The following is a 24,182-nucleotide window of genomic DNA, read 5'->3' as shown; positions in this document are numbered from 1 at the left end:
ACTTATTTTTTTATTGTGGGTAGTGCGCGCCGTGTGCAGGAAGTTGTTTTTTGTCAAGAACTGCATAATCTGCTTCCATAGTAAGTCTGTGTTCACTGAACCACTTGACCACCAAAGGATAAATTATATGCTCTTGCTCATGCACGCGTTTTGCTAATGTTTCTGCTGTATCATCCTTGAGTACAGGTATTTGCGCTTGAAGAATAACGGGACCGCCGTCTAATTCTTCAGTAACAAAGTGAACACTTACGCCATGAACATCGTCTTTTGCATCAATTGCTCTTTGGTGGGTATTCAGCCCCTGATACTTAGGCAACAAAGATGGATGAATGTTCAACATTTTTCCAACATATTTTTGCACTAAGCCAGGAGTAAGAATACGCATAAACCCAGCTAATACAACTAGATTTGGCATAAAAGAGTCGATAACGTTCATTAATTGCGCATCGTACGCTTCGCGCGAGTCAAAATCTTTATGACTGAGCACTTTTGTAGCAATACCTGCTTGTTTTGCACGCTCTAGGCCATAAGCGTCTGCTTTGTTACTAATAACAGCCGCTATATGTCCGTTTATCTCGCCACGTTCGCAGGCATCTATGATGGCTTGTAAATTAGAGCCACTACCTGAGATTAAAACTACCAGACGAGTCGGTGCCATTACTTAGCACCACCTACAATTTCAACTTGCTCTTCGCCAGCTGCTGCATCTTGAATTTCACCAAGGTGCCACGCATTTTCACCCAAGTCTTTTAGCATTGTTAAGCTTTGCTCAAGTTTGTCTGCAGGAACTACTAAAACCATACCTACACCACAGTTAAATGTACGGTACATTTCGTGTGTAGTAATATTACCGTTTTCTTGTAACCAGTTAAAAATAGGTGGCCACTGCCAGCTATCACCTTTAACTACAGCTTTTGCTGAAGCGGGTAATACGCGTGGAATGTTTTCCCAAAAACCGCCGCCAGTAATATGCGAAAGCGCATGTACGTCAACGTTTTTGAATAACTCAAGTAAAGGTTTTACGTAAATACGAGTAGGCTCAAGTAAAGTTTCGCCTAAAGTTTTACCTTCAAAGTCAGCGCTGGTATCAGCTTTTGACACTTCAAGTACTTTACGAATTAAAGAGAAGCCATTTGAATGAGGACCACTTGAAGCAAGTGCAATAAGCTGATCGCCTGCTGCTACTTTTGTGCCATCAATAATTTTAGATTTTTCTACAACGCCTGTACAAAAGCCTGCCATGTCGTAGTCTTCACCATCATACATACCTGGCATTTCAGCTGTTTCGCCACCAATTAGGGCACAACCTGAAATTTCACAACCTTTGCCAATACCTGTAACTACGTCAGCTGCTGTGTCTACATCTAGTTTACCAGTTGCATAGTAATCTAGAAAAAACAGGGGTTCAGCACCTTGAACAATTAAGTCGTTTACACACATTGCAACTAAATCAATACCAACAGTATCGTGTTTTTTTAAGTCGATTGCTAAACGTAGTTTAGTACCAACGCCATCTGTGCCTGCAACTAATACTGGTTGCTTGTAGCCTTCAGGAATTTCGCAAAGTGCGCCAAAACCACCAATTCCGCCCATTACTTCAGGACGACGAGTTTTTTTAACTACGCCTTTAATACGCTCAACAAGTGCATTACCAGCGTCGATATCTACGCCCGCGTCTTTATAGCTTAGAGACTGTTTTTGTTCGCTCACAGGTTTTCCTCAAAATAGTTGTTTTGGGTTGCTTAGAAACGCGCGTATTTTACAACAATTGCAAGGTCGCGGCTAGCTCAAATGTAATTTTGAAATAATTAACAAGGACACTTGTCCGCTGTCTGTTGTTTAAATAAACAAAAAAACGCCCGTAGGCGTTTTTTTAGTATTAAAGGCGTTAAATTAACAGCTATGCTTTTGCGATTAATATGGCTCGAAGTGGAGCGGGGTAGCCTTCAATTGTTTTACTTGTATCGTTTGGATCTAAAAAGTCGATTAACGATTCGTTTTCCATCCAATCGGTTTTGCGTTGCTCTTCAAGCGTGGTAATAGCGCAATCTTTTATTTGCACATCTTTAAAGCCAACGCGTTCCATCCAGAGTTTTAATGCTGCAGTACTTGGAATAAACCAAACGTTGCGCATTTTAGCGTAGCGGTCGGTAGGGACTAATACTGTGTTTTCATCACCTTCAATTACTAGCGTTTCAAGTACGAGTTCGCCGCCGGGGCGTAGCTGTGCTTTTAACTGTGCTAAAAAGTCGATAGGTGAGCGACGATGATAAAGTACGCCCATCGAAAAAGCCGTATCAAACGCTTTAAGTTCCGGTAATGCTTCAACGCCTAGTGGCAGTAAATGCACGTTTTCGTCTGGGTTGTAGTGTTTAATTGCCTGAAACTGACATAAAAATAAATCAGACGGATCAATACCCACTACAAACTCTGCGCCTTCACCGCGCATACGCCATAAATGATAACCTGAGCCACAACCAATATCTAAAACGGTGCGGCCTTTTAATGGCTCAATATGAGGTAGGAGTCTGTCCCACTTCCAATCACTGCGCCACTCTGTGTCTATTTCAATTCCGTGCACACTAAATGGGCCTTTGCGCCATGGCATCATGCGTTTTAATAAATGCATGGCTTGCTTTTGCTCGCCATCACTCATCTCCCCTGGTGCGCCAATTTCTACCTTAGTAGAAATATCAACGTGTGTTGTAGCCACCTCTGGCAAGTTTTTAAGTACTTTTTGCCATTTAGGTAAATCACCGTGGCTAGCCTCGTTTTGCCAATGTTTTAATTGTGCAGGCAAGGTTTCTAGCCAATGACTAAGTGGGCTTTGTGCGATAGATGCGTAAAATTGGTTAAACCATTGAGACATGGATGACTCTCTTTATTTAATTGCTACCATTGAGCAAAAATTAAAACATTGATACCACACTTGAGTTTGGCTAAAACCAATATCTTGTAAGCGAGTAAAGTGAGCGCTTAGTGTATCTGGGCGCATAACGTTTTCGATGGCGGTACGCTTTTGGCTTATTTCAAGCTCAGAGTAACCATTGTGTCGTTTAAAGTCGTGGTGCAAATCAATCAATAAATTGTCGCATTGCTCGTTTTCAGCTTTAATTTTTTCGCTAAGTAGCAGCACGCCACCGGGCTTTAAGTTAGCGTATATTTTTTCAAGCACGGCTTGGCGCTGTGCGTGTGGAATAAACTGCAGCGTAAAGTTCATTGCTACTACTGAGGCGTTTTGAATCTCAAGCTCGTTAATATCGCCTAAAGTAACAGTAACAGGCACATCTGATTTAAAACCTTGTAAATGTACCTTACAACGCTCAACCATAGCTTGAGAATTATCTACCGCTATTATATGGCAGTTATCGGTGCGAATATTTCGTCGCATGCTAAGCGTTACTGCACCCAGTGAGCAGCCTAAATCATAAAGATTTGAGTTACTTTGCGCGTATTCACCCGCAAGTTTACCCATTGTACTTACAATAGTTGCGTAGCCAGGCACAGATCGCTGGATCATATCTGGAAAAACTTCGACTACATTTTGGTCAAAGCTAAAATCTTTTACTTGTTGCTCAGAGGCATAAATACTGTCTTTTATGGTCACGAAGGCAGTCTCTTTGTAAATAATGGCGCTATTTTAACATTTTATACTGGATAGTCAGTGATAAATTCAGTAGCTTGACTAGAATTATGAATAATAAGTATAAAAGAGAAGATTAAATGAGCAAAAGTAAGGTCATCAGCACAGACGATATATTAGCAACCCTTTGTCATTCAGTGACAGGCGTACTCACTTCAGCCAGCGGTAATGGTATTAGCTACTCAGCCATGGTGCAAAAAATAACACGTACATGTATGCGACCAGATATTGGCTGCTTTGTTTTATTTGACGGCGGTTTTACAGGGCTTGTAATTACCAACTTTACTTCGCAAGCGGCGATGGAAATTTATGGCGATTACATGCGCAACATGGGAATGCCAGAAGATGAAATAGCGCATAGCCATTTATCAGACGACGTATCAAACGTACTAGGCGAGTTGATGAATCAAATTGTTGGCGACTTTACGTCTAAAGTGCGCGAGCAGTTACATACTTCAATTACACAAAACCAGCCAAAAATGATGGCAATAAACAAGCAAGTGCAAATATCGGTAGATACCACCATGGATCGCCCGCAAGCCCGCCGCGTAACATTCACTACAAGTAAGCAAAATATCTTTTACTTGGAATTAGCGATGGATAAAACAGAGTTTATTAAATTACACGACTTTGATATTGCAGAAGCACTAGACCCAGACGACATAATTGAAAACGAAGCACGTAAAAAAGCGGACAAAGAAAAAGCATCTACAGCAGTAGAGCAAGACGATGCCGATGATGATTTCATGGCAGGCTTAGGGCTTTAAGTCTATTTACGTAGGTTGGGTTGAGTGAAACGAAACCCAACGACTGCTCAGCTATTAATCTTTAGTTATTAGTGCTCAGGTTAGTGATTAAAATAAAAGCGCGATTTATATCGCGCTTTTTCGTCATGTTAGCTTTATTTGAATAAGTAAACCTACTCTTTAAACTTATAACCCACACTATAAACCGCTGCTATTGGGTTTAGTCCTGCTTGAATGTCGTTAATCTTTTTTCGTATATTTTTAATGTGTGTATCTATGTTGCGATCGGAGATGTCGGTTGTGTCGCTGTATACGTTATTAATAATATCTTCGCGGGTAAAAACACGCCCTACGTGACTTATAAATAGTAAAAAGATTTTAAATTCGACGGCGGTAAAGCCAATGCTTTTTCCGTTAAGGCGTGCTTCGAAATCGTCTTTGTGCAATTGGAAATTATTATGATTGATGATGTTGGCTTTAGGCTGGCTGGTTCTTCTTAGTACGGCTTTTATGCGCGCTATAACTTCTTTAGGGCTGAAGGGTTTGCATATGTAGTCATCGGCGCCGAGCTCTAAACCCCGTAAGCGGTCTATTTCTTCACTTTTTGCGGTAAGCATAATAATAGGCACACTTGAAAATGCTCTAATTTGCTTACATAGCTCTGTGCCATCAACATCTGGCAGCATTAAATCAAGAAGTATTAAATCTACAGCGTTTTGTTTTACAAAACTAACTACACCTTTGCCACTATTAAAGTGATCAGTTTCGTAATCTTGTTGCTTAGCGTAGGCAATAAGTACCTCTGCAATGTTTTCTTCGTCTTCAACGATAAGTATTTTTTGTGATGCCATTATTTTAACCTAAAAGTGTCAGCGTTATTTTTACTTCTAGCCCACCAAGTGGTGAGTTGTACAACGATATTTGACCGCCATGTGCCTCTACTATTTGTTTGCAAAGCGCAAGCCCTAAGCCCGAGCCGCCGTGCTCTCGGCTTCGAGATTTTTCAACGCGATAAAAACGCTCAAACAATTTTTGTAAGTCGTTTGGTAAAACACTTGGTGCTGAGTCTTGTAAAATAAGCTCAATATTATTGTGTGTTTTGTTGGCAAGTATTATTACTTGCCCACCTTTATGCGTGTATCTGCAGGTATTTTCTAACAGGTTTGAAAATAATTGCACAAGGCGTTCTTTATCGCCATTTATTATACATTTGCCGGCCTTGGTTAAGCTTTTGCTGTCTACATTTAATTCACGCTCTTTAAAGCGAGCGGTGTAGTTTTCAATTGATTGCTCAAAAATGTTTATTAAATCAATGCGTGCATTGCTATAGGTTAAATTAACGCTATCTGTTTGTGCTAGTTGAGCTAGGTCGTCAACAATGTGACTTAAATTATCTACTTGGTTTATGAGTAAATTAATGCGCTTTGTATCGGCTGTAAATACGCCATCTTGTACGGCTAGTAAATGCGAGCGTAGTACGGTAAGTGGGGTTCTTAATTCGTGGGATGTGTCTGACACCCATTGAAATCGCATTTGTTGGTTTTGCTCAAGCGTGTGGGCTAAGGCGTTAAAATTGTTGGATAGGGTACCTAGCTCATCTTTACTAGAGGAGGATATTCTGCTGGCAAAATTTCCTTTTGTTAACTCATCGGTGCCAGTTACTATTTGCTTTATTGGTTTTATTAAATGGCGAGATAACACAATAGCCATAATAAATGCGAGCGCAATAACGAGTAATGTGATCATAAAATAGTTATGAAATTGCGCTGCTAAAAATGCTTTTGCTGGGCTACTTTGCACAAGTTTTGAAGGGACTAAACCTATCCAGCCTATAACGTTATTGTTTAATAAAATAGGCTCTATATGTGGGTTGTCGTTTAAATTAGCTCTACCAACAACAACCTTTTTATTTTGATCATATAAACTTATACGCTGCCCTGTTTTAAGGGAACCTGCAGGTAAGTGTACCCACAATAAAGAAGGCGTTGCATTGCTGTTATTTGGTTTGGGTGGGGTGCTTGTGTGTTTATTCGTTTTAGGCTCGCCAGGCTTTTTTTGCGGCTCTACAATAGAGCGCCATAATTGCGTGCTTTGCGTAATAGGTTGCCAACTGCCTAATTCGCTATAAAGCTCAATAAGTTGCTGCTTAACCATTGCTACATGCTTTGTTTCTTCTTGTTCAACAAAGTTGTTAAACCCTGACGAAAAGGTCATGTATATAAACACAAACATAAGCCCAACAAGGGCGATATTAGTGATAAAAAAAGCTAAAAAGAATTTATGTATTAATTTCACTGATTGGCAAATAGTAAAAATCATGACGTTAACGTACCAAGCAGTATTGCATATTGATTATGTGCCTACAATTAGCGTATTTAGGGAGTTGCTTACTAAAATCCTTTTTGAGTAAGCTTTTTAGGTATGTTGATATTTGGACTAGAACTTTATTTTTGCGGTATCGCCAGCACCCAGTAACTTATATTGTGGTTTTACAAAGCTTGCGTGTACTGCACCTAAACTTTTAGGGAACGATATGGCAAGCTCATCTACTGTTGTAAATGTGTGCTTCGCTTGAAAAACAATTTCTAGGTCGTGCGCTTCGTTGTTGCTGGTGGTAAAAGCGACGCGTTCAAACACGATAACTTGCTGATTTACACGTAAGCTCGTTTTTTGTTTAAGTGCATTTTTTACAAACTCTTCTTGTTGCTCTGCACTTAAGTTTGTAGGCATAAGCTTATCAATATCGCCCATAAGCCATGCTTGCTCGCTTTGCAGCGCTGAAATTAAATGCTCAGCATTAGTTAATACTTTAACCTCAACTTGCCCGTCTCTTAAAATTACTTGGGCTGTTGTGTTTTTTAATACATGGGCGCACACTTGTTAAAATACACGCTAGCATTAGCCATTTTAATTTTTTAAAAAAATACATAATTACTACCTTTTATTGAGGCGGTTGATCTTTTTGTTTATTGAGGTTGCTCAATAGTTGCTTTACAAATAAGGGTGTTGTCGGTTTCTAAGTCTTCGCCCCATATGAATTTTGCGTTTTCATCCCAGTTAATATCGTCGTAACCGTCTTTTGGTCCTACATCGGCAAAGTTGTGCTCTACTGCATTAGCCCAGTTTGCGTTATCAAAGTTACTTTGTAGCCAGTTAGTTGGCGCTTCTTTTGACATAAATGTACAAACGCCTTCGCCCGCGACTGGGTTTGATTCGCTTTCGCATAATTTGTTAAGTGGCGCTTTGTGAAGTATTTCGCATTTAAAGCTTTTATCGCTTACGGCAACTACTTTATTTGTATCGGTGTCGGTAAGTTGCATAATGAAACCGCCATCACCCATTTGCTGATTTTTAGCACCGATGTATTCAAGCCCAGTGTCGTTTTGCTTAAAGTCTTTAATTATTAAATTAAGCTCAATAGGGTAGTTTGCAGAAAACGTAATGCTTTGTGCATTAAATGAGCGCTCTGTGGTTATAGGCACAGAATCTTCAACAAGTAACTGCTCGCCTATGTAGGCTGTAAACCAGTTATCAGCCCATGCTTCTAGCTTTAAGTTATGCTTGCCTGTAATGGCAGAATTTGTATTTTGCTTAGTGACTGTAGGAGTAAGGTGATTTGGTTGCGGACCTCTACAAAATGTACCTGTTTGAACTTTGCCACCATTACTGATAGTTTTTTGTTTAAAGCTATAGCAGTCTTTTCCCTGTGATGCAGGGCTGTAGGTAGTAAAGTAGTTTTCACTTTTGTATGAATAGCTCATTGTACGGCTGCCGTTTTCAGAGATTGTGTGCGTTAAGTTTTCAACGCCTCCTTGTGGCGGGCGCAAGTCGGCTCTTATACCTTGAGTATCGCCACTCAGTGGTGACACTCTTGGTAATTTTGCTGTATCTACTTCACCTACTAAGCACTGAATAATATACGGCGGCGTAGCTGATGTTTGGTAGCGATAGCCAAATGTGTCATCGGTTTGTCCGTTACATACATCAAGGTCACCTTTGGCAATTGCACTGCCGTCTGGGTTTTTACTGCCATACAGCGGGTAACCATCGTAAGCCCAACCAATAATGGCATCGCTTGATTGGTTTTTCATTGTGTCAATCATACACGTTGGCGATACATGATAATGGTAGTCATCACCTCGTCCTGCGTGTCCGCCACATATATCTAACTGTCCGAGTGCTAACGTGTCGTGTTTTTCATCGTAGTTATTTACGTCCAGTTCACCTTGCGAAGAATAGTCGTATATTGGTACGCCATTAACGGCAACACCTACGGCTGCATCAATTGTTGTAATTGTTTTTGCTTTTTTAGGGTTTAGTTTTATAGGTGCGGCGTAGTCTTTAGCTGGAACGGGTATTTGCTCGTTAGTACCTGTAATACCTGTCATTACGTCATGATCAGGGTAAGTAGATGAGGCAATATAAGCATATTGCTCATCGCACGTAACAGATACGCTTTTATCAAACCCTGCATTATTTACTGATTGTGTAATAGCATCGCAGCGAGGTGATTTTACGTTAGCGGTTAAATATGATTTATCAGGCTTTGGTTGCTCGTTTGGTGTTGGTTTTGAATCCGGTTTGTGCTCGGCGCTACTGGCGCTTCGCGAGTATTTAACCGTCATACTTGCAGTATCGAGAGTAATATCTTTTACAGCGGCGAGTAATGCTGAGCGATCTACTTTTGTATCGCTATTAAAGGTAACCGGTGCAGATAATGCGTACACAGTATAAGTATAGCTTTTTTCACCCGGGCCTTTAGAGCAAGGTGGCGCGTATTGGTTTAAATCGTTTACGCTATTAGAGCCTACTTCACCGAGAGTTTCGCCCGCTTTAATTTGTGTTTTATCGGCGGAAATGTTGTACATGGTCCAATACCAATGCATTCCCTCTGGCGCTTTATGATCCATAATTAACGCATAATATTTGGTTGTGTTAGGTGCACCGCTCCAGTTAAGTGGAGGGCTAATGCTTTGCCCATCGCACGTATAAGTAATAGGCAAGTTACCGCCATCGCTTACCTTTGAGCTTGTTAGAGTAAAATCATTGAGTTTTGATTGTTCAAGTGATTGGCTGTTTTGCTCGTTGCAGGCACTTAAGGTTAAGCAGCACAGTGCACTGAGTAAAAAGGCATGGGTATTTTTCATCATTTAAAACTCCAAAGATTAAGAGTACATAGAAAGAATTAGCTATTAAGAGTGTAGCTCTCAAATGTAGGGCAATTATGTAGTTTTAAACTTTTTTGTTTTTATTAAGCGAAAAGGCGTTAAGTTGTGAGTTGCTTACGGGGATAAAAGACTGGGTATGAACGCTTGGTTATGGAAGGAAATATTAACTTAAGCATGGGCGTTATTTTCACTCAGTTAAACAACGGTAAAACCCTTATTTTAAATAAGGATTTTCTCCCATTGCGACGACCACACAAAAAATTCTTAAATCTAACTCTAGCTGGTGGTAACTCGGTTCCATATGGCAGCAAAGTTGGTAAAAGCCTTTGTTATGATCTTTCTCTTTAAAATGGGCGAGTTCGTGTACTACTAATGCTTTTAGTAGTGGCTCGGGTGCGCGCAGCAAATCGCTGTTAATTGCCAAATCGTGCTTACGGGTTTTACCTTGCATACGGTAAGTATGCGTACCAAGTGCGTTGGTGACCATGTCGCCTTGTTTTTTAAATGCAGCGCGACCAAACGGCGGGGCATTTTTTAAATATTGTTTTTTAAGTTCGGTGGCGTAGCTATAAAGTAACTTATCGCTGGTTATGGTATGCGCTTGCGGGTATTTTTTAAGTAAGTAGTTACTTACTTTTTTGTTTTTGATTAGGCTTAATACCTGTTCAACAATGTTTGCAGGGTAGCCGGTAAAGTAACGTGCGTATTCACTCATTATTGCTTCTCTGTCGTTTTACTTTTAAAAAAGTGCTTGCTGGTGGGCTTCTTTTTCGCCAGTAAATGGGTTTAATGCTTTGTGATCATAACCAAGGTCTTTGCAAAACTGCCTTGCTAATAATGGCGCTTCTCGGTTATCTGCTGTATGAAAAAACACATAAGGGGTTTTTCCTTCATCAAGCCATTGTTTTACTTTACTTAGCCACGGTTTATAAAAGGGTTTATAGTCGTTTTGTAAATCGGCGATAACAAAGCGCGCCATGGGTTGCGTGCTTGTAGCAATGGCATGCACGGGTAAATGCGGCTTTTTTTGCTGTGCGTCTATTAGCGCTTCGGTTGTTGGTTTTACCGCAAATAGGGCGCGAGTATCCATCGATATGCGATTTATGTCGTTTGCCATTAATAACTGATTAAGCGCTATTTCGGCTTCGCCCTTTTGAAAAAACGCAGTATGACGTACCTCTACACCGTAATTAACCTCTTTTGGTAATAGGCTAATAAATTGTGCGAGTTTGGGTAAGTCACCAGGACCAAATGCTTTAGGTAATTGCAGCATGATTTGCCCAGTTTTTTCTAAAATAGGGGAGAACAAGTTAAGCCAATCAGTAAGCTCGGTTTGAACATTAGTTAGATGCAGCTCGTGGCTAAAGCGACGATTAAACTTAAAAGTAAATTTAAAATCGTCGGGTACGCTGTTTGCCCATCGCAATACGGTGCTTGGCGAAGGATCAGCGTAAAAGCTGGTATTGCCTTCAACAGAATTAAAATGTTGTGCGTATTGGCTAAGCATATCGGCGTTTTTACATTGGCTTGAAAATAAATTGCCTTTCCATGCATTACTCGACCACTGCGGGCATCCAATATATAACATACAAACTAGCGCCTATTATAAAGTGGCGATAGTGTAGCAAATAACAAAACAAGCTGCTGTAAATTCAGGGGCAAAAGCGGCACACGCCCTAGCATCTTGATACTACTTGGGTATAATGCAGGGCTTAATTTGATTATTTTTAGATTGCTAGCGGCTTTATTTGTATTGTGGTGACCTGTTTTTTAAATCACACGCCTTAAAACAAATAAGTTTAGCCGTTTAAGCCTTTTATCTGACAGGAAAACTATGCGCTCTATATATTGCGGACAGCTAAATAAAACTCACGTAGATCAAGAAGTTGAACTATGTGGCTGGATCAACAAACGACGTGACCTTGGTGGACTTATCTTTGTCGATTTACGCGATAGAGAAGGTTTAGTACAAGTTGTATTCGACTCTGACATTGAAGAGTTAATGAGTTCAGCTAACACACTTCGCCAAGAATTTTGTGTTCAGTTAAAAGGTATTGTTCGCGCACGCCCAGACAGCCAAGTAAATAAAGACATGGCAACAGGGGAGATCGAAATTTTAGGTAAAGAGCTTAATATTATTAACCGCTCTGAGCCATTACCGCTTGATTTTAACCAAGTAAACTCAGAAGAGCGTCGTTTAAAATACCGCTACCTAGATTTACGTCGTCTAGAAATGAGTGACCGTATTAAATTACGTGCTAAAGCAAGCAGCTTTGTTCGTCGCTTTTTAGATGAAAACGGCTTTTTAGACATCGAAACACCTGTACTTACTAAAGCAACGCCAGAAGGTGCGCGCGATTACCTAGTACCAAGCCGCGTTCACAAAGGTAGTTTTTACGCTTTACCACAGTCTCCACAGTTATTTAAGCAATTGTTGATGATGTCGGGTTTTGACCGTTACTACCAAATTGTTAAATGTTTCCGTGATGAAGATTTACGCGCCGATCGCCAACCAGAATTTACCCAAATAGATATAGAAACCTCGTTCATGAGTTCTGATCAAGTACGTGGTATGACTGAAAAAATGATCCGCGAGATGTGGCAAACATTGTTAAACGTTGATTTAGGCGATTTTCCAATCATGCCTTACAGCGAGGCAATGAGCCTTTACGGTTCTGATAAGCCAGATTTACGTAACCCAATGAAATTAGTTGATGTTGCAGATTTAGTTAAAGACGTAGAGTTTAATGTTTTCTCAGGTCCGGCTAACGACGAAAAAGGTCGCGTTGCTGTGTTAACTGTACCGGGTGGCGCTAAGCTTTCTCGTAAACAGCTTGACGATTACACTAAGTTTATTGGTATTTACGGCGCTAAAGGCATGGCGTGGATGAAAGTAAACGACCACACTGCGGGCGCTGAAGGCGTTCAATCACCAGTGGCTAAGTTTTTAAGCGAAGACGTAATTACTAAATTACTTGAGCGTACTAATGCACAGTCTGGCGATATCATTTTATTTGGTGCCGATAAGCGCAACACAGTAAATGAAGCAATGGGCGCACTGCGCGTTAAGATTGGTGTTGATTTAGAAATCACTAACCTTAATAGCTGGGCACCACTTTGGGTTGTAGACTTCCCAATGTTTGAAGAAGATGACGAAGGCACATTACATGCTGTACATCATCCATTCACTGCACCAAAAGACATTAACGCCAGTGAGCTTGAAGCAAACCCAGCAGCTGCTATTTCAGATGCCTACGATATGGTATTAAACGGCTACGAAGTGGGTGGCGGTTCGGTACGTATTCATAATGCAGATATGCAAGAAACTGCATTTAGAATTTTAGGTATTAACGAGCAAGAGCAACAAGACAAGTTTGGTTTTTTACTTGATGCACTTAAATACGGCACACCACCACATGCAGGTTTAGCATTTGGTCTTGACCGTTTAGCAATGCTTTTATGTGGTACAGATAACATTCGTGACGTTATTGCTTTCCCTAAAACAACACAAGCATCGTGTTTATTAACCAACGCGCCAAGCAAACCTAACCTTGATTCGTTAGCTGAACTTGCAATAAGTGTTGTAGAAAAAGCGATACCTAACGAAGAGTAATCTTGTTTCGCTTCTTTGAGCTAAATTTAAAAACCCTTAAGCTATATGCCTAAGGGTTTTTTTATGGTTAAATTTGCTGCAGAGTGTATTTTAAACGAACAGATGAAAAGGAATTATTATGTCGATCAATGCAACCTTATTTGGTGAGTTTTTAGTTTTTATTATTGTGCTGTGTATTCCTATTTTTGCTGTAATTAGCTATAAAATAGGTAAGCGTAAAAGTACTATGCCGGGTGTTTTAGCTTTTGTGGGTGGCTGTTTAGCGCTATTTCCACTATTTGCTTTGATTTTTATTGCAGTGCTTGCGCTTAAAAAAGATTTACCTAAAAGTAATGGCTACACGGGTTAAATTTAATAGGTGAATTGTGTTGTTAAGTAACAATAACCAGTATTTTGATGAGCAATTTAATGCTTTGCAGTACGCAGAGCAGCTAACTGAAAACTCTGAGTTTGAAGAATGTATATTTATCGATTGCGACTTTTCAGGCGGGCAGTTTAAAAATTGCCGATTTATAGAATGTAGTTTTAAAAACTGTAATTTATCGTCACTAAAATGGAACTACAGCTCGCTTGAAAATGTAAGTTTTAGCCACTGTAAATTAAATAGTTTGCAATGGGCTGATGTAGATTGGCCAGCGCTTAGTATTAACGCACCGGTGAGTTTTAATTATTGCGAGCTCAGTAATAGTTCTTTTTTTGAATTAACCCTCAAAGCCCTCAAACTAACACACTGCTTTGCCAAAAATGTTGATTTTAGACACGCTGATTTAAGCGGTAGTGAATTTACAGGAACAGATTTTCGCGATAGTGAGTTTTTTCAAACTAACTTAACAAAATGTGATTTTGTAGGTGCGACAGCGTTTAATATAGATTTGAATAATAATATTTTAGCGAATGCTAAGTTTGATCGCTTCGAAGCACTTAATTTGCTTACCTGCCTTAATATAGAATTGTGTGATTAATTTAGTTTAATATGATTACATATCTAGAAGCGACAGCTTGGCTGGGCTTCTAGATACTGCGTGACTGGGTAATTAACGGCTTGGGCCATTTTTATTACGTGCACTGGCAAGCTGTCTTGCGATTTCTAATAACGCAGGTGAAATATCTTCAGCGCCATCTTTAATTAGTTTTGTAACGTCACCTGACGAAAACAAACCGTCACGCGGTGATTTAATACCTAACTCACGAACAAAATCCTTCGTTTTACCTGTGCTGCCTGTTTCAATAAACTTGAAAATAATACGTTCATTGTTGTTTTTAGCAGGTGCTTTTAGTGTTTCGATTTCGTCATGTATTGCCGTTAGTTTGTCTTCTAAAATTTCTATACGTTCTTGAATGCTATTGTATGATTTCATTTATTGGATCTTTTACTAAATATATTTAAACAATGGCGGCTATTATCGCATAGTTTGACAATAGAGAATGCAAAGCTATAAAGTAAAAGTTATTTTTAATTAAAAACAATAATTTATATAAATTTAAATATGCAAAAAACACTTAAAAAGCTTTTTATATTAAGCGCACTAGCTCTAAGTACATCAGTTATAAGCACATCAGTAATAGGCGCAACAAGCTATGCAAACGATGGCGTTATAACTGATGAAAGCCGCAATCGCACTATTCCTATCAATATTACATTACCAAGTAACAATGCTAAGTGTACAGCTCAAGTAAAATGCTCTGTAGCGTTTATTAATGCGGGCTACGGGATTAGCCATAACGAATACACGTTTGCTAGTAATGTGTTTAATCAGCGTGGATACTTAACAGTAGCCGTTGCACATAAATTAAAAACCGACCCTGACCTTAATCGTGAGCAGCCTTATTTAACCACTCGCATGGAAAACTGGCATCGTGGCGTAGCAACGCTTAAGTTTTTAGTTAATGAGCTATCGAGTAAATACCCAGCGTACGACTTTACAAAACTCACCTTATTTGGGCATTCTAATGGCGGTGATATTTCCGCATTATATGGCTCTATTTATCCAAACGAAGTTAGCACTATTATTACGCTCGATCATCGCCGCATGTTGATCCCGCGCAATAAAAACATTCGCGTACTTACACTTCGCGGTAGTGATTACCCAGCTGATGCGAATGTGTTGTTAAACGATTCAGAGCTGGATAAGTTTCCTGTTACACAAACACTAATAGAAAAATCTCGCCATAACGATATGTACGATGGCGGGCCAAAATGGCTGGTGGACAGAATGAGTAAAGAAGTAGAGGGATTTTTAGATAGTAAAAATTAGGTTTATAAAAGTTAAATCACAGCGCAGTGTTACCTGCGCTATATTAATTTTACGGCAGTTATTCTACCAGTTCACTTACAATAACTGGGTTGTTATGTAGTGTTTTATGCACAGGGCATTTGTCGGCTATTTCGAGTAAACGCTGGCGTTGTGGCTCTGTTAAGTCGCCACGTAAAGTGATTTTACGGGTAATTGCTTCAAGGTTACCTGTTTGCTCACAATCGTCGCAATCTTTGTTGTAATCGCGAGTGTGATCAAGCTCTACTTTTACATGCTCCAGTGGTAAGTTTTTACGTGTAGCGTACATACGCAGTGTCATTGCCGTACAGGCACCAAGCCCCGCTAATAAGTGATGATACGGATCAGGACCTAAGTTTTTACCACCTACTTTTATTGGCTCATCTGCAAGCCAAGTATGATCTTTTGTACTTACGTGCTGAGTAAATACATGGTCTTTTTCTTCAACGAGTACATTGCCACCCGTTAAACTTGCCGTGTATTTAGTTTTGTCGTACTTAACATAACGGTTTGCCCACGTTGCAATTATTTGTGCAGCGTAGTCGGCATCGTTTTTATTAGTAAGTAAGTGATCGGCGTTATCTAGGCTAATAAAGCTTTTAGGATGCTTAGCTGATGCATAAATTTTTTCAGCTTCACTAATATTTACCGTCGCATCAATAGGGGAGTGCATTACTAATAATGCGCGCTTAAGTTTACTTATGTGGCTTTTATCGTACTTGGCTATATCGTCAATAAATTGTTTTTTAATAGTAAATTCACGACCGGCTAAGTTTACTTTAGCTTCACCTGCTGCGTTAATTTCATCAAGGTGTGCTTCAAAATTATGCGCTACGTGCTGCGCATCTGACGGTGCACCAATGGTTGTAATAGCCGATACTTCAGGAATATGCTCCGCAGCAGCAAGAACGGCAGCCCCGCCTAAACTGTGGCCAATGAGTAGTTGCGGCGCCGCAAAATGCTCACGTAAATGATTTGCCGCAGATACTAAATCTTGAATGTTTGATGAAAAGTTACTGTTAGCAAAGTCGCCATCGCTATTACCTAAACCGGTAAAGTCGAAACGCAGTACGGCGATACCTTGTTGTGTTAAAGCTCGGCTAATACGTGTGGCTGCTGCAATGTCTTTACCGCAGGTAAAGCAGTGTGCAAATAGCGCGTAAAACTTAACGTCACCAGAGGGAAGTTCAAGTTGGCCGGCAAGTTCTAAATCGCCGCTTTTAAAAGATACTTTTTGTCGCATGGGGAGCCTTATTTACACAAATAAAATACATTATATTAGGGCGTGTTGACCGTTGTGGATTGAAATTTGTTCAATCTAGGGGCGATTTAATCGCGGCGCGAGGTTTGTAACCTAGTGGACTAAGTAAAAACCGAGCAAAGCTTCCGCGTCCTGCTCACGCCCCTTACCTACATCCATGTAGGCAACAAAGAGTTAATCGTCCCTAGAAAGAACCCAAAGGGTAGCGCATGTTTGGCATTTATGCTGCGTTATCGCCTATTTATGGGGAACAACCACACATCATAGGCTCTGCCTTGCTTAAATACCAAACAGTCTGCTGCAAATTCACCCACCAAAGGTCAGCACGCCCTAGTAGACCAGATATAAGTACTAAACCTTGCAAATTCAACGTTTTTTTATAAGTTGATCTTGATCAAGCCAAGTGGCGGTGACTATGCTTTGCGGACATATGTCCTTATGTTTTTGAGGTCATTTGTCTATGCTCGCATAGCGCTATAATGAAGGCTTTGCTACTTTATATAAGTAATTTAGCACTATTAAAAGCAACTCACTGCACACAACCTATTCACTGGAACGTACAATGCAATTACCTACTGTTGATTATAAAGCTCCCGATGCGGCTGCACAATTTGTTGAATCGTTAAGAAATACTGGATTTGGCGTTTTAAAAAACCACCCAATCCCACAGTCTTTAGTTGAGTCTATTTACAAAAATTGGCAAGACTTTTTTAACTCAGAGCAAAAGCACGACTTTTTATTCTCTAAAGAAACTCAAGACGGTTATTTTCCGCCTTCAGTATCTGAAGTAGCGAAAGGCTTTACAATAAAAGACATTAAAGAGTACTTCCATGTGTACCCTAAAGGTCGCGTTCCTGAAGAGCTTGAAGCTGATGTACGTGAATACTACCGTTTAGCAAGTGAATTTGCTGGCACATTGTTAAGTTGGGTTCAGGCTGAATCTCCGGCTGATGTACGTGCTAAGTTTTCGATTGATTTAAAAGACATGATTGCCGATTCTGAGCAAACATTGTTACGTATCCTACATTATCCGCCTATGACGGGTGATGAAGAGCCAGGTGCTATTCGCGCAGCAGCCCATGGCGATATTAACTTATTGACTGTATTACCAGCTTCTAATGAGCCTGGTTTACAAGTTCAAAAAACAGATGGCGGTTGGTTAGACGTGCCATGTGATTTTGGCAGCTTAATTATTAATATCGGCGACATGTTACAAGAAGCGTCGGGCGGGTATTTCCCATCGACAATTCACCGTGTAATTAACCCAACGGGTAAAGCATCTACTAAATCGCGTATATCACTACCGTTATTTTTACACCCGCATCCAGATGTTGTGCTTTCAGAGCGCTACACGGCAGATAGCTACTTGCAAGAACGCCTGCGTGAGTTAGGTGTTAAGTAACTCTTATACTTAGAGTAATTAAGTATAAACAAAAAACGGCTTATGGCCGTTTTTTGCATTTTTAAGCAACTTGAGCACAGGTTTAATTTTATTAAGCTATGCTCAATTGCTCGCAACGTAAATAATGGCATGCATTCTTAGCTACTACAGGTATAATGCGCGCAACTGGCTAACGTAGCCTAATTTAAAAGAGAGTTTATATGAGTTTTGAAGGTTTAGGTTTATCACAGTCTTTGGTTAATGCGGTTTTAGAAAAGGGCTATGAAACGCCAACGCCGATTCAGGCTCAAGCAATTCCTGCAATTATTGAACGCCGTGATGTTATGGCAGCAGCGCAAACAGGTACAGGTAAAACAGCGGGTTTTACATTACCACTTATTGAGCGTTTGTCGTCTGGCCCTAAAGCTAAAAGTAACCACGTACGTGCACTTATTTTAACGCCTACACGTGAGCTTGCTTTGCAAGTAAGCGAAAACGTTGAAGAGTACGCTAAGCATTCGGATGTGAGCTCATTTGTAGTTTACGGTGGCGTTAAAATTAACCCACAAATGCAGCGTCTTCGTAAAGGTGTTGATATTTTAGTAGCAACGCCGGGTCGTTTAATCGACTTACATAATCAAAATGCAGTTAAATTTGATAGCGTTGAAGTGCTTGTACTCGATGAAGCTGACCGCATGTTAGACATGGGCTTTATTCACGACATTAAACGCTTAATTGCTAAAATGCCTGCTAAACGTCAAAACTTGATGTTTTCGGCTACATTTTCTGACGAAATTCGTGCATTAGCAAAAGGGTTAATTAATGACCCTGTTGAAATTTCAGTTGCTGCAAAAAATACCACTGCAAAAAGTGTTACTCAGTGTGTTTATGCGGTAGATAAAACACGTAAAACAGCATTGCTAAGCCACTTGATTCGCACTAACGATTGGCAACAAGTGTTAGTGTTTAGCCGTACAAAGCACGGTGCTAACCGCTTAGTTAAACAACTAGAGCGAGATGATATTGTAGGCGCGGCTATCCATGGTAATAAATCACAAGGCGCACGTGTTAAAGCACTTGATGGTTTTAAAAGTGGTGAAGTACGCGTACTAGTAGCAACAGACATTGTTGCACGTGGTTTAGACATTGTTGAATTACCGCATGTTGTTAACTACGACTTACCAAATGTATATGAAGATTACGTTCACCGTATTGGCCGTACAGGCCGTGCTGGTGCGTCGGGTCATGCGATTTCGTTTGTAACAACAGAAGATGCTGTTGACTTATACGGTATTGAGCGCTTTATTGGTGAGCTTATCCCACGTGCTGAAGAAGACGGTTTTGAGCCTATTAACCCAGTAGCAGAGCGCGCATTAGATGCTCGCCCACTGCCGTCTAAAAAGCCTAAGAAAAAGCAGCCTTTTAATAAGCCTAAATCTGATAGCAGCAAGCCTAACAGTAAAAAGCCGAACAATGGTGGTAATGGTACCGGCCCTCGTCGTGGTGGTTCTAAAAAGCCAGCAGCTAAAACAGATGATAATGCGCAAAACCCATGGGCAAAGCGTGAATCTGTTGGCGGTAGTGGCCAACGCCGTCGTCGCACAAATAACGATTAATGATCATATTGGCGTTTAATTAATTTAGAACTTGGTTAAAGGCTGATACAAAAAACGCGCTCTCTTCTTTTGAATAAATAGAAGCAGCGCGTTTTTTATTGTCTGTAATTTGTACTTACTGTATTGCCTACCTGATTAAATAGTTAATACCCAAACCTACAAATAAAGTCACACTTACGCTAAGTAGTGTGCCGAGCATAACGTACTCGGTAAGTTTTTTATCTTTGCTTGCACTTAAATCACCAAACCTAAATACCGACTTTGCCGCAAGTAAAAAACCAAGGCCTGCAAATTGGTCAAGCAATATAAAGCTCAGCATAAGTACGCGTTCCAACATACCAATGCTTTGCCCTGCAAGCGGTAAGCTACCAGTACTTGAAAAGTTACTTGTTAAACGCTCTAACATCATTCTTATAAATACGGCGCTGGGGCTCAAAATAATTAAATAACCGCATACCACCCACAGTATTTTGGGATCAGTGAGCATATTATTAATTGCAGCCATAAAGCTATTGTTATCAGTTAGCCAAATACTGAGCGCAATAATAACGAGTATGTGCGCTATTTGATCTAGTAAAAAAGGCACCACGCCTTTATTAGAATATGATTTAGCTATATCAATAAAGTAATGGCTCAGCATAATGCTCGCCGTGGCAATTAAAACACTGCTTAGTTGTTGCCACCCGAATGTGTATTCCCACACGGTAATAATGAGTGCACTTGTTACACCATGCACAAGTACATGAAAATAAAGCTTACTGGCTTTAAAGTGACGGGTGTTTCTGTCGTTTACCCAACTCATAGGTTGCCAGTAAAAATCAGCGAGTAAGTGGCCAATAATAAGCGCGACCAGTAAAAGTGAAAACTCCATTATTCACCTCCTTTAATTATATTTTTTATAACGTGTTGTGTGTGCTTAATAAAGCGCTCTATAAGTTGGTAGTGCGCTAAATTTAGTAGTTTTGTTACATTTTCGCGACTTGTTTTAAGCTCTTTAGCCAGTGCCGCGTGGCTGTTGTCTGATGATGTTAAATAGACATACAGGGCATTTGCTTGTTTTTGCGTGATTTTAGTGAGTAATACGTCGGCAAAGGCTAAATTAAGATTTAAGCTTTCATCAAGCTGCTGCTCATTAATATTAAAAACAAAGCGTTGATTACCTATTTTATCAAGGCCTTGCCCCGAAAGGGTAAAAGCAGAACCGGTTGCTGTTTTTATATCGCTGCGTGGGTTATCTATTTGCCCAAGTGCCAAGCTTTGCCGTAGCTCATAACCTGACGATTTAAGGTGTAAATATACAAGTATGGCATTTTTAAAAAGGAGCTCAGGATTATTAACTTGTAACTGAAAGGCATCGCCTCGGTATATATTCCAAAGTGTTTGCTCCCCCGAAATGTTTCGCAAACTTTGCTCTAGTTGATAAAGCATGGCATCGTATTGCTGCTTAGGGATTGTTTGCGATTTAATAATATCGCCGCTGATCACACCAATCATAAAAATCTCAAAATGGTTACTTTTTAATGTGTAACCAATATTGGTTACATAAGGGTATGTAACTAATTTAGGTTACTTAAATATAAATTGCAAGGTACACTTATTTTATAACGTTACTTTTATTGCTATTAATCCTCACTAGGACACTAAATGACTTTACAAAACGAGCAGCAAAGCACGAAACCACGCGTAGGTATTTTTGTTGATGTGCAAAATATTTATTACACGTGCCGCGAGAGTTACGGAAAAAACTTTGACTACAATGCGTTTTGGCGGGTAATGCAGGCGCAATACAATATTGAGTGTGCTTTTGCGTACGCTATTTATCGAGGTGATGAAAAGCAAAATCAGTTTCAAAATATTTTGCGTGCGATTGGTTTTGACGTAAAGCTAAAGCCATTTATTCAACGCCGTGATGGAAGTGCTAAAGGCGATTGGGATGTAGGTATAACAATAGACATGTTAGAGCAGGGTAAAAGCCTTGATAAGGTTATTTTGCTCTCTGGCGATGGTGACTTTGCTTTGTTACTTGGGCATTTAAAAAATCAATATAATGTACCGTGCGATGTATACGGTGCTGACCGGTTAACCGCTGAGGTATTAAAACAAAGCGCAGAGCAATTTCATTTAATTGATAATACTTTGCTACTTTAACAGTAAAAAATAGTTAAAAAAGTGCAAGCTAAGTGCCTGCAACATGAGAGATTTTAATACAAAGCCGTAATAGATGAATTAAGCCTTATATAGGCTTTTTTTATTACTGTAATCAATTGGGTTTGCTAAATGATTATGGTAATTTTAAAGCATAACGAGTTACCAAGGACTTACATGCTTCATTATAGCAACATGCCACTAGATAGAGGCTCAAATTTTCGTAAAGACCCATCGTGGCTTAAAGCGCAAATGTCGGCGCAAAGTAAATGGGTTTTAGTTAAAAATAATCAAACCCTATTTATTAAAGATACCCCTAAAGTAAGCTATTTAACGTATCAACAAGTGGCGCATTTAGATTTAACGAGTGCTATTTTTGTTGGTTTAAATAATGCTAAACATGGTGTGTTTGCATTGGATGTATCTGATCTGGATGAAAGCGTACTTACGCCTTTAATAGAGGGCGCTCAGTTTTTTGATATTCGCCAATATGGGCCTCAAGTAACCATTAAATATGCCTCAATAGCCGCCCTTGCGAGAGGGTTATGTTATTGGCATGCCACGCACCGTTTTTGTGGGCGCTGCGGTAGTAAAAACCGTTCAGTGGAAGCCGGGCACTCTAGAGTGTGTGAAAACGAAAACTGTAAGCATCCTACATTCCCGCGCACCGATCCTGCGGTAATTATGGTGGTTACTAAAGTCTTTGCTGACGGAGTAGAACGCTGTTTATTAGGTCGCCAAGCCGCGTGGCCCACTGGTATGTATTCGTCGCTTGCTGGATTTGTAGACCCAGGGGAGACACTGGAACAAGCTGTTGCGCGTGAAGTTAAAGAAGAGGCAGGTATAGAGGTTGATAACGTACGTTATGTTGCATCTCAGCCATGGCCGTTCCCATCGTCCATTATGCTTGGTTTTTTTGCAGAGGCGACATCTGAGGAAATTAACGTAGATAAAGAAGAGCTAGACGATGCAAAATGGTTTAGTCGTGAAGACTTAGAGCAATTTGGTAATTGGCACGAAGAAGGCGAGCATTTAAAGCTGCCTAGAACCGATTCTATCTCTCGTTATTTAATTGAGCATTGGCGCACAAACCCTTAAGGATTAACAATGTCGAGTAAAAGTAATAAAAACACTCAGCTGGTATCATCAGGGCGAAAAAAAGCCTATACACATGGCGTAGTAAATCCCGTTGTACAGCGTGCATCTACCATTGTATTTGATACTGTAGCCGATTTAAAAGAAGCAGCTAAAACCCGTGGCGATAAAACGTTATTTTATGGGCGCCGAGGAACAACAACACACTTTGCGCTACAAGAAGCGATTACAGAACTTGAAGGCGGCGAAGGGTGTGCATTGTACCCTTGTGGCGCTGCGGCGATCAGCCAAGTATTTTTATCGTTTTTAAAAACCGGTGATCATATTTTAATGGTTGATAACGTATACGAACCAACTCGCGATTTTTGCGATAAAATTTTAGTGGGGCTGGGCATTACAACAACCTATTACCCGCCAACCATTGGCGCAGGTATTAAAGATTACATTCAGCCAAATACTAAAGTGTTGTTTTTAGAATCTCCAGGCTCTATTACGATGGAAGTGCAAGATGTGCCCGCTATGGTAAAAGTAGCCAATGAGCACAACGTAATGACCATGCTTGATAATACCTACGGTAACGGTCTGCATTATCGCCCGTTAGAGCACGGTGTTGATATTAGTATTCAAGCTGCAACAAAGTATATTGTTGGCCATTCAGACGTGATGATGGGGGTGGCTGTTGCTAATAAAAAGTATTGGCCAACCTTGCGCGAAAACTCATACTTACTAGGGCAATGTACCAGTGCCGATGATGCGTATTTAGCACTTAGAGGCCTGCGTACAATGGGTGTGCGTTTAAATCAACATGAAAAAGCAGCAATAGAAGTAGCTAAATGGCTTGAACAACATGAGCTTGTTGATCATATTCGACACCCTGCATTTGAAAGCTGCCCAGGGCATGAGTTCTTTAAACGTGACTTTGATGGCAGTAATGGGTTGTTTTCATTTGTTATGAAAACCGGCAATCAAAAAGCGATTGATGCATTCTTAGATAGCCTTGAGCATATTAAAATGGGCTTTTCGTGGGGCGGTTTTGAAAGTTTGGTAACGGCTAATTTAACCATGAAAGGGTTGCGCTCAAATACAGGTTGGGATTTAGGGCCGGTTATTCGCTTGCACATAGGTCTTGAAGATGTAGAAGATTTAATTAGCGATTTAAGCCAAGCACTTGAGGTTTATAAGCGGCATTTATAATTTATATCGCAATTTATGCTGTTACATTTAAATGTATTGTTACAAAG

General features: G+C 40.1%; 24 protein-coding genes. 10 read left to right on the top strand and 14 right to left on the bottom strand.

Features of this window, described 5'->3' with window-relative positions:
- Positions 1-10: 10 nt before the first annotated feature.
- The 4 genes from purN to cmoA all read right to left on the bottom strand — a co-directional run bounded on the left by purN (position 11) and on the right by cmoA (position 3,607).
- Positions 11-658, bottom strand: coding sequence for a phosphoribosylglycinamide formyltransferase (gene purN / locus L659_RS0117050; RefSeq protein WP_002959994.1), 648 nt, complete (start codon positions 656-658; stop codon positions 11-13).
- Positions 658-1,710, bottom strand: coding sequence for a phosphoribosylformylglycinamidine cyclo-ligase (purM, locus tag L659_RS0117045; protein ID WP_002959993.1), 1,053 nt, complete (start codon positions 1,708-1,710; stop codon positions 658-660). The genes purN and purM overlap by 1 nt, the downstream gene beginning before the upstream one ends.
- Positions 1,711-1,900: 190 nt before the next feature.
- Entirely contained in the window at positions 1,901-2,869 is a 969-nt protein-coding gene (cmoB, locus tag L659_RS0117040) for a tRNA 5-methoxyuridine(34)/uridine 5-oxyacetic acid(34) synthase CmoB (RefSeq protein ID WP_024591314.1), read from the bottom strand.
- A gap of 12 nt (positions 2,870-2,881) precedes the next feature.
- Entirely contained in the window at positions 2,882-3,607 is a 726-nt protein-coding gene (cmoA, locus tag L659_RS0117035) for a carboxy-S-adenosyl-L-methionine synthase CmoA (protein ID WP_007378000.1), read from the bottom strand.
- A 116-nt stretch (positions 3,608-3,723) separates the two neighbouring features.
- On the opposite strand from cmoA, the gene L659_RS0117030 reads away from it, so the two are divergent.
- A complete protein-coding gene (locus L659_RS0117030; RefSeq protein ID WP_007586957.1) occupies positions 3,724-4,410 on the top strand; it encodes a DUF3334 family protein in 687 nt (228 codons plus the stop codon).
- Positions 4,411-4,562: 152 nt separating this feature from the next.
- Here L659_RS0117030 and L659_RS0117025 read toward each other — a convergent pair whose 3' ends face one another.
- The 6 genes from L659_RS0117025 to L659_RS0117000 form a co-directional block, all read right to left on the bottom strand.
- Positions 4,563-5,240, bottom strand: a complete 678-nt coding sequence (locus tag L659_RS0117025; RefSeq protein WP_024591313.1) for a response regulator — start codon at positions 5,238-5,240, stop codon at positions 4,563-4,565.
- A gap of 4 nt (positions 5,241-5,244) precedes the next feature.
- Positions 5,245-6,603, bottom strand: a complete 1,359-nt coding sequence (locus tag L659_RS0117020) for an ATP-binding protein (protein WP_231389599.1) — start codon at positions 6,601-6,603, stop codon at positions 5,245-5,247.
- A 222-nt stretch (positions 6,604-6,825) separates the two neighbouring features.
- Positions 6,826-7,266 (bottom strand): hypothetical protein, encoded by a 441-nt coding sequence (locus tag L659_RS01000000123060; RefSeq protein ID WP_032827137.1) that lies wholly within the window; start codon positions 7,264-7,266, stop codon positions 6,826-6,828.
- A gap of 89 nt (positions 7,267-7,355) precedes the next feature.
- Positions 7,356-9,539, bottom strand: coding sequence for a YHYH protein (locus tag L659_RS0117010; RefSeq protein ID WP_029769928.1), 2,184 nt, complete (start codon positions 9,537-9,539; stop codon positions 7,356-7,358).
- A 232-nt stretch (positions 9,540-9,771) separates the two neighbouring features.
- Positions 9,772-10,272: a M48 metallopeptidase family protein gene (locus L659_RS0117005; protein ID WP_024591310.1), complete on the bottom strand. Its 501-nt coding sequence runs from the start codon at positions 10,270-10,272 to the stop codon at positions 9,772-9,774.
- A gap of 24 nt (positions 10,273-10,296) precedes the next feature.
- Positions 10,297-11,145 (bottom strand): DUF72 domain-containing protein, encoded by an 849-nt coding sequence (locus L659_RS0117000; protein WP_024591309.1) that lies wholly within the window; start codon positions 11,143-11,145, stop codon positions 10,297-10,299.
- A 246-nt stretch (positions 11,146-11,391) separates the two neighbouring features.
- Between L659_RS0117000 and aspS the strand changes: the two genes are divergently transcribed.
- From aspS to L659_RS0116985, 3 genes are all read left to right on the top strand, one after another.
- A complete protein-coding gene (gene aspS, locus L659_RS0116995; RefSeq protein ID WP_024591308.1) occupies positions 11,392-13,170 on the top strand; it encodes an aspartate--tRNA ligase in 1,779 nt (592 codons plus the stop codon).
- A gap of 118 nt (positions 13,171-13,288) precedes the next feature.
- On the top strand, positions 13,289-13,519 hold the full coding sequence (locus L659_RS0116990; protein ID WP_007586979.1) for a hypothetical protein: 231 nt from the start codon (positions 13,289-13,291) through the stop codon (positions 13,517-13,519).
- Between the two features lie 16 nt (positions 13,520-13,535).
- The gene (locus tag L659_RS0116985) at positions 13,536-14,132 is read left to right on the top strand and encodes a pentapeptide repeat-containing protein (RefSeq protein ID WP_024591307.1); all 597 of its coding nucleotides are present in this window, start codon (positions 13,536-13,538) and stop codon (positions 14,130-14,132) included.
- 72 nt (positions 14,133-14,204) lie between these two features.
- Here the strand turns inward: L659_RS0116985 and L659_RS0116980 are convergent, their stop codons facing one another.
- Positions 14,205-14,528 (bottom strand): hypothetical protein, encoded by a 324-nt coding sequence (locus L659_RS0116980; protein WP_010555318.1) that lies wholly within the window; start codon positions 14,526-14,528, stop codon positions 14,205-14,207.
- Positions 14,529-14,657: 129 nt separating this feature from the next.
- Between L659_RS0116980 and L659_RS0116975 the strand changes: the two genes are divergently transcribed.
- A complete protein-coding gene (locus L659_RS0116975) occupies positions 14,658-15,425 on the top strand; it encodes an alpha/beta hydrolase (protein WP_024591306.1) in 768 nt (255 codons plus the stop codon).
- 58 nt (positions 15,426-15,483) lie between these two features.
- Here L659_RS0116975 and L659_RS0116970 read toward each other — a convergent pair whose 3' ends face one another.
- Positions 15,484-16,686 (bottom strand): bifunctional alpha/beta hydrolase/OsmC family protein, encoded by a 1,203-nt coding sequence (locus L659_RS0116970; protein WP_007586983.1) that lies wholly within the window; start codon positions 16,684-16,686, stop codon positions 15,484-15,486.
- Between the two features lie 580 nt (positions 16,687-17,266).
- Between L659_RS0116970 and L659_RS0116965 the strand changes: the two genes are divergently transcribed.
- Positions 17,267-18,106, top strand: coding sequence for an isopenicillin N synthase family dioxygenase (locus L659_RS0116965; RefSeq protein ID WP_024591305.1), 840 nt, complete (start codon positions 17,267-17,269; stop codon positions 18,104-18,106).
- Between the two features lie 200 nt (positions 18,107-18,306).
- Entirely contained in the window at positions 18,307-19,701 is a 1,395-nt protein-coding gene (locus tag L659_RS0116960) for a DEAD/DEAH box helicase (RefSeq protein ID WP_007586988.1), read from the top strand.
- A gap of 127 nt (positions 19,702-19,828) precedes the next feature.
- Here L659_RS0116960 and L659_RS0116955 read toward each other — a convergent pair whose 3' ends face one another.
- Entirely contained in the window at positions 19,829-20,572 is a 744-nt protein-coding gene (locus L659_RS0116955) for a DUF3307 domain-containing protein (RefSeq protein ID WP_010555314.1), read from the bottom strand.
- Positions 20,572-21,195: a hypothetical protein gene (locus tag L659_RS0116950; RefSeq protein WP_010555313.1), complete on the bottom strand. Its 624-nt coding sequence runs from the start codon at positions 21,193-21,195 to the stop codon at positions 20,572-20,574. The genes L659_RS0116955 and L659_RS0116950 overlap by 1 nt, the downstream gene beginning before the upstream one ends.
- A 150-nt stretch (positions 21,196-21,345) precedes the next feature.
- On the opposite strand from L659_RS0116950, the gene L659_RS0116945 reads away from it, so the two are divergent.
- The 3 genes from L659_RS0116945 to L659_RS0116935 all read left to right on the top strand — a co-directional run bounded on the left by L659_RS0116945 (position 21,346) and on the right by L659_RS0116935 (position 24,135).
- Positions 21,346-21,849 (top strand): LabA-like NYN domain-containing protein, encoded by a 504-nt coding sequence (locus L659_RS0116945; RefSeq protein WP_007586991.1) that lies wholly within the window; start codon positions 21,346-21,348, stop codon positions 21,847-21,849.
- A gap of 174 nt (positions 21,850-22,023) precedes the next feature.
- Positions 22,024-22,944 carry an NAD(+) diphosphatase gene (gene nudC, locus L659_RS0116940; RefSeq protein ID WP_007586996.1) on the top strand — a complete coding sequence of 307 codons (921 nt, stop codon included), beginning with the start codon at positions 22,024-22,026 and terminating at the stop codon, positions 22,942-22,944.
- A gap of 9 nt (positions 22,945-22,953) precedes the next feature.
- On the top strand, positions 22,954-24,135 hold the full coding sequence (locus tag L659_RS0116935) for a cystathionine beta-lyase (protein ID WP_024591304.1): 1,182 nt from the start codon (positions 22,954-22,956) through the stop codon (positions 24,133-24,135).
- Positions 24,136-24,182: the final 47 nt, after the last annotated feature.

Source organism: Pseudoalteromonas sp. S8-8 (genome assembly GCF_000497875.1).
In the GTDB taxonomy this organism is placed as follows: Bacteria; Pseudomonadota; Gammaproteobacteria; order Enterobacterales; family Alteromonadaceae; genus Pseudoalteromonas; species Pseudoalteromonas arctica.
The sequence above is the reverse complement of the archived record's forward strand: the minus strand, read 5'-3'. Positions and strand labels throughout refer to the sequence as shown.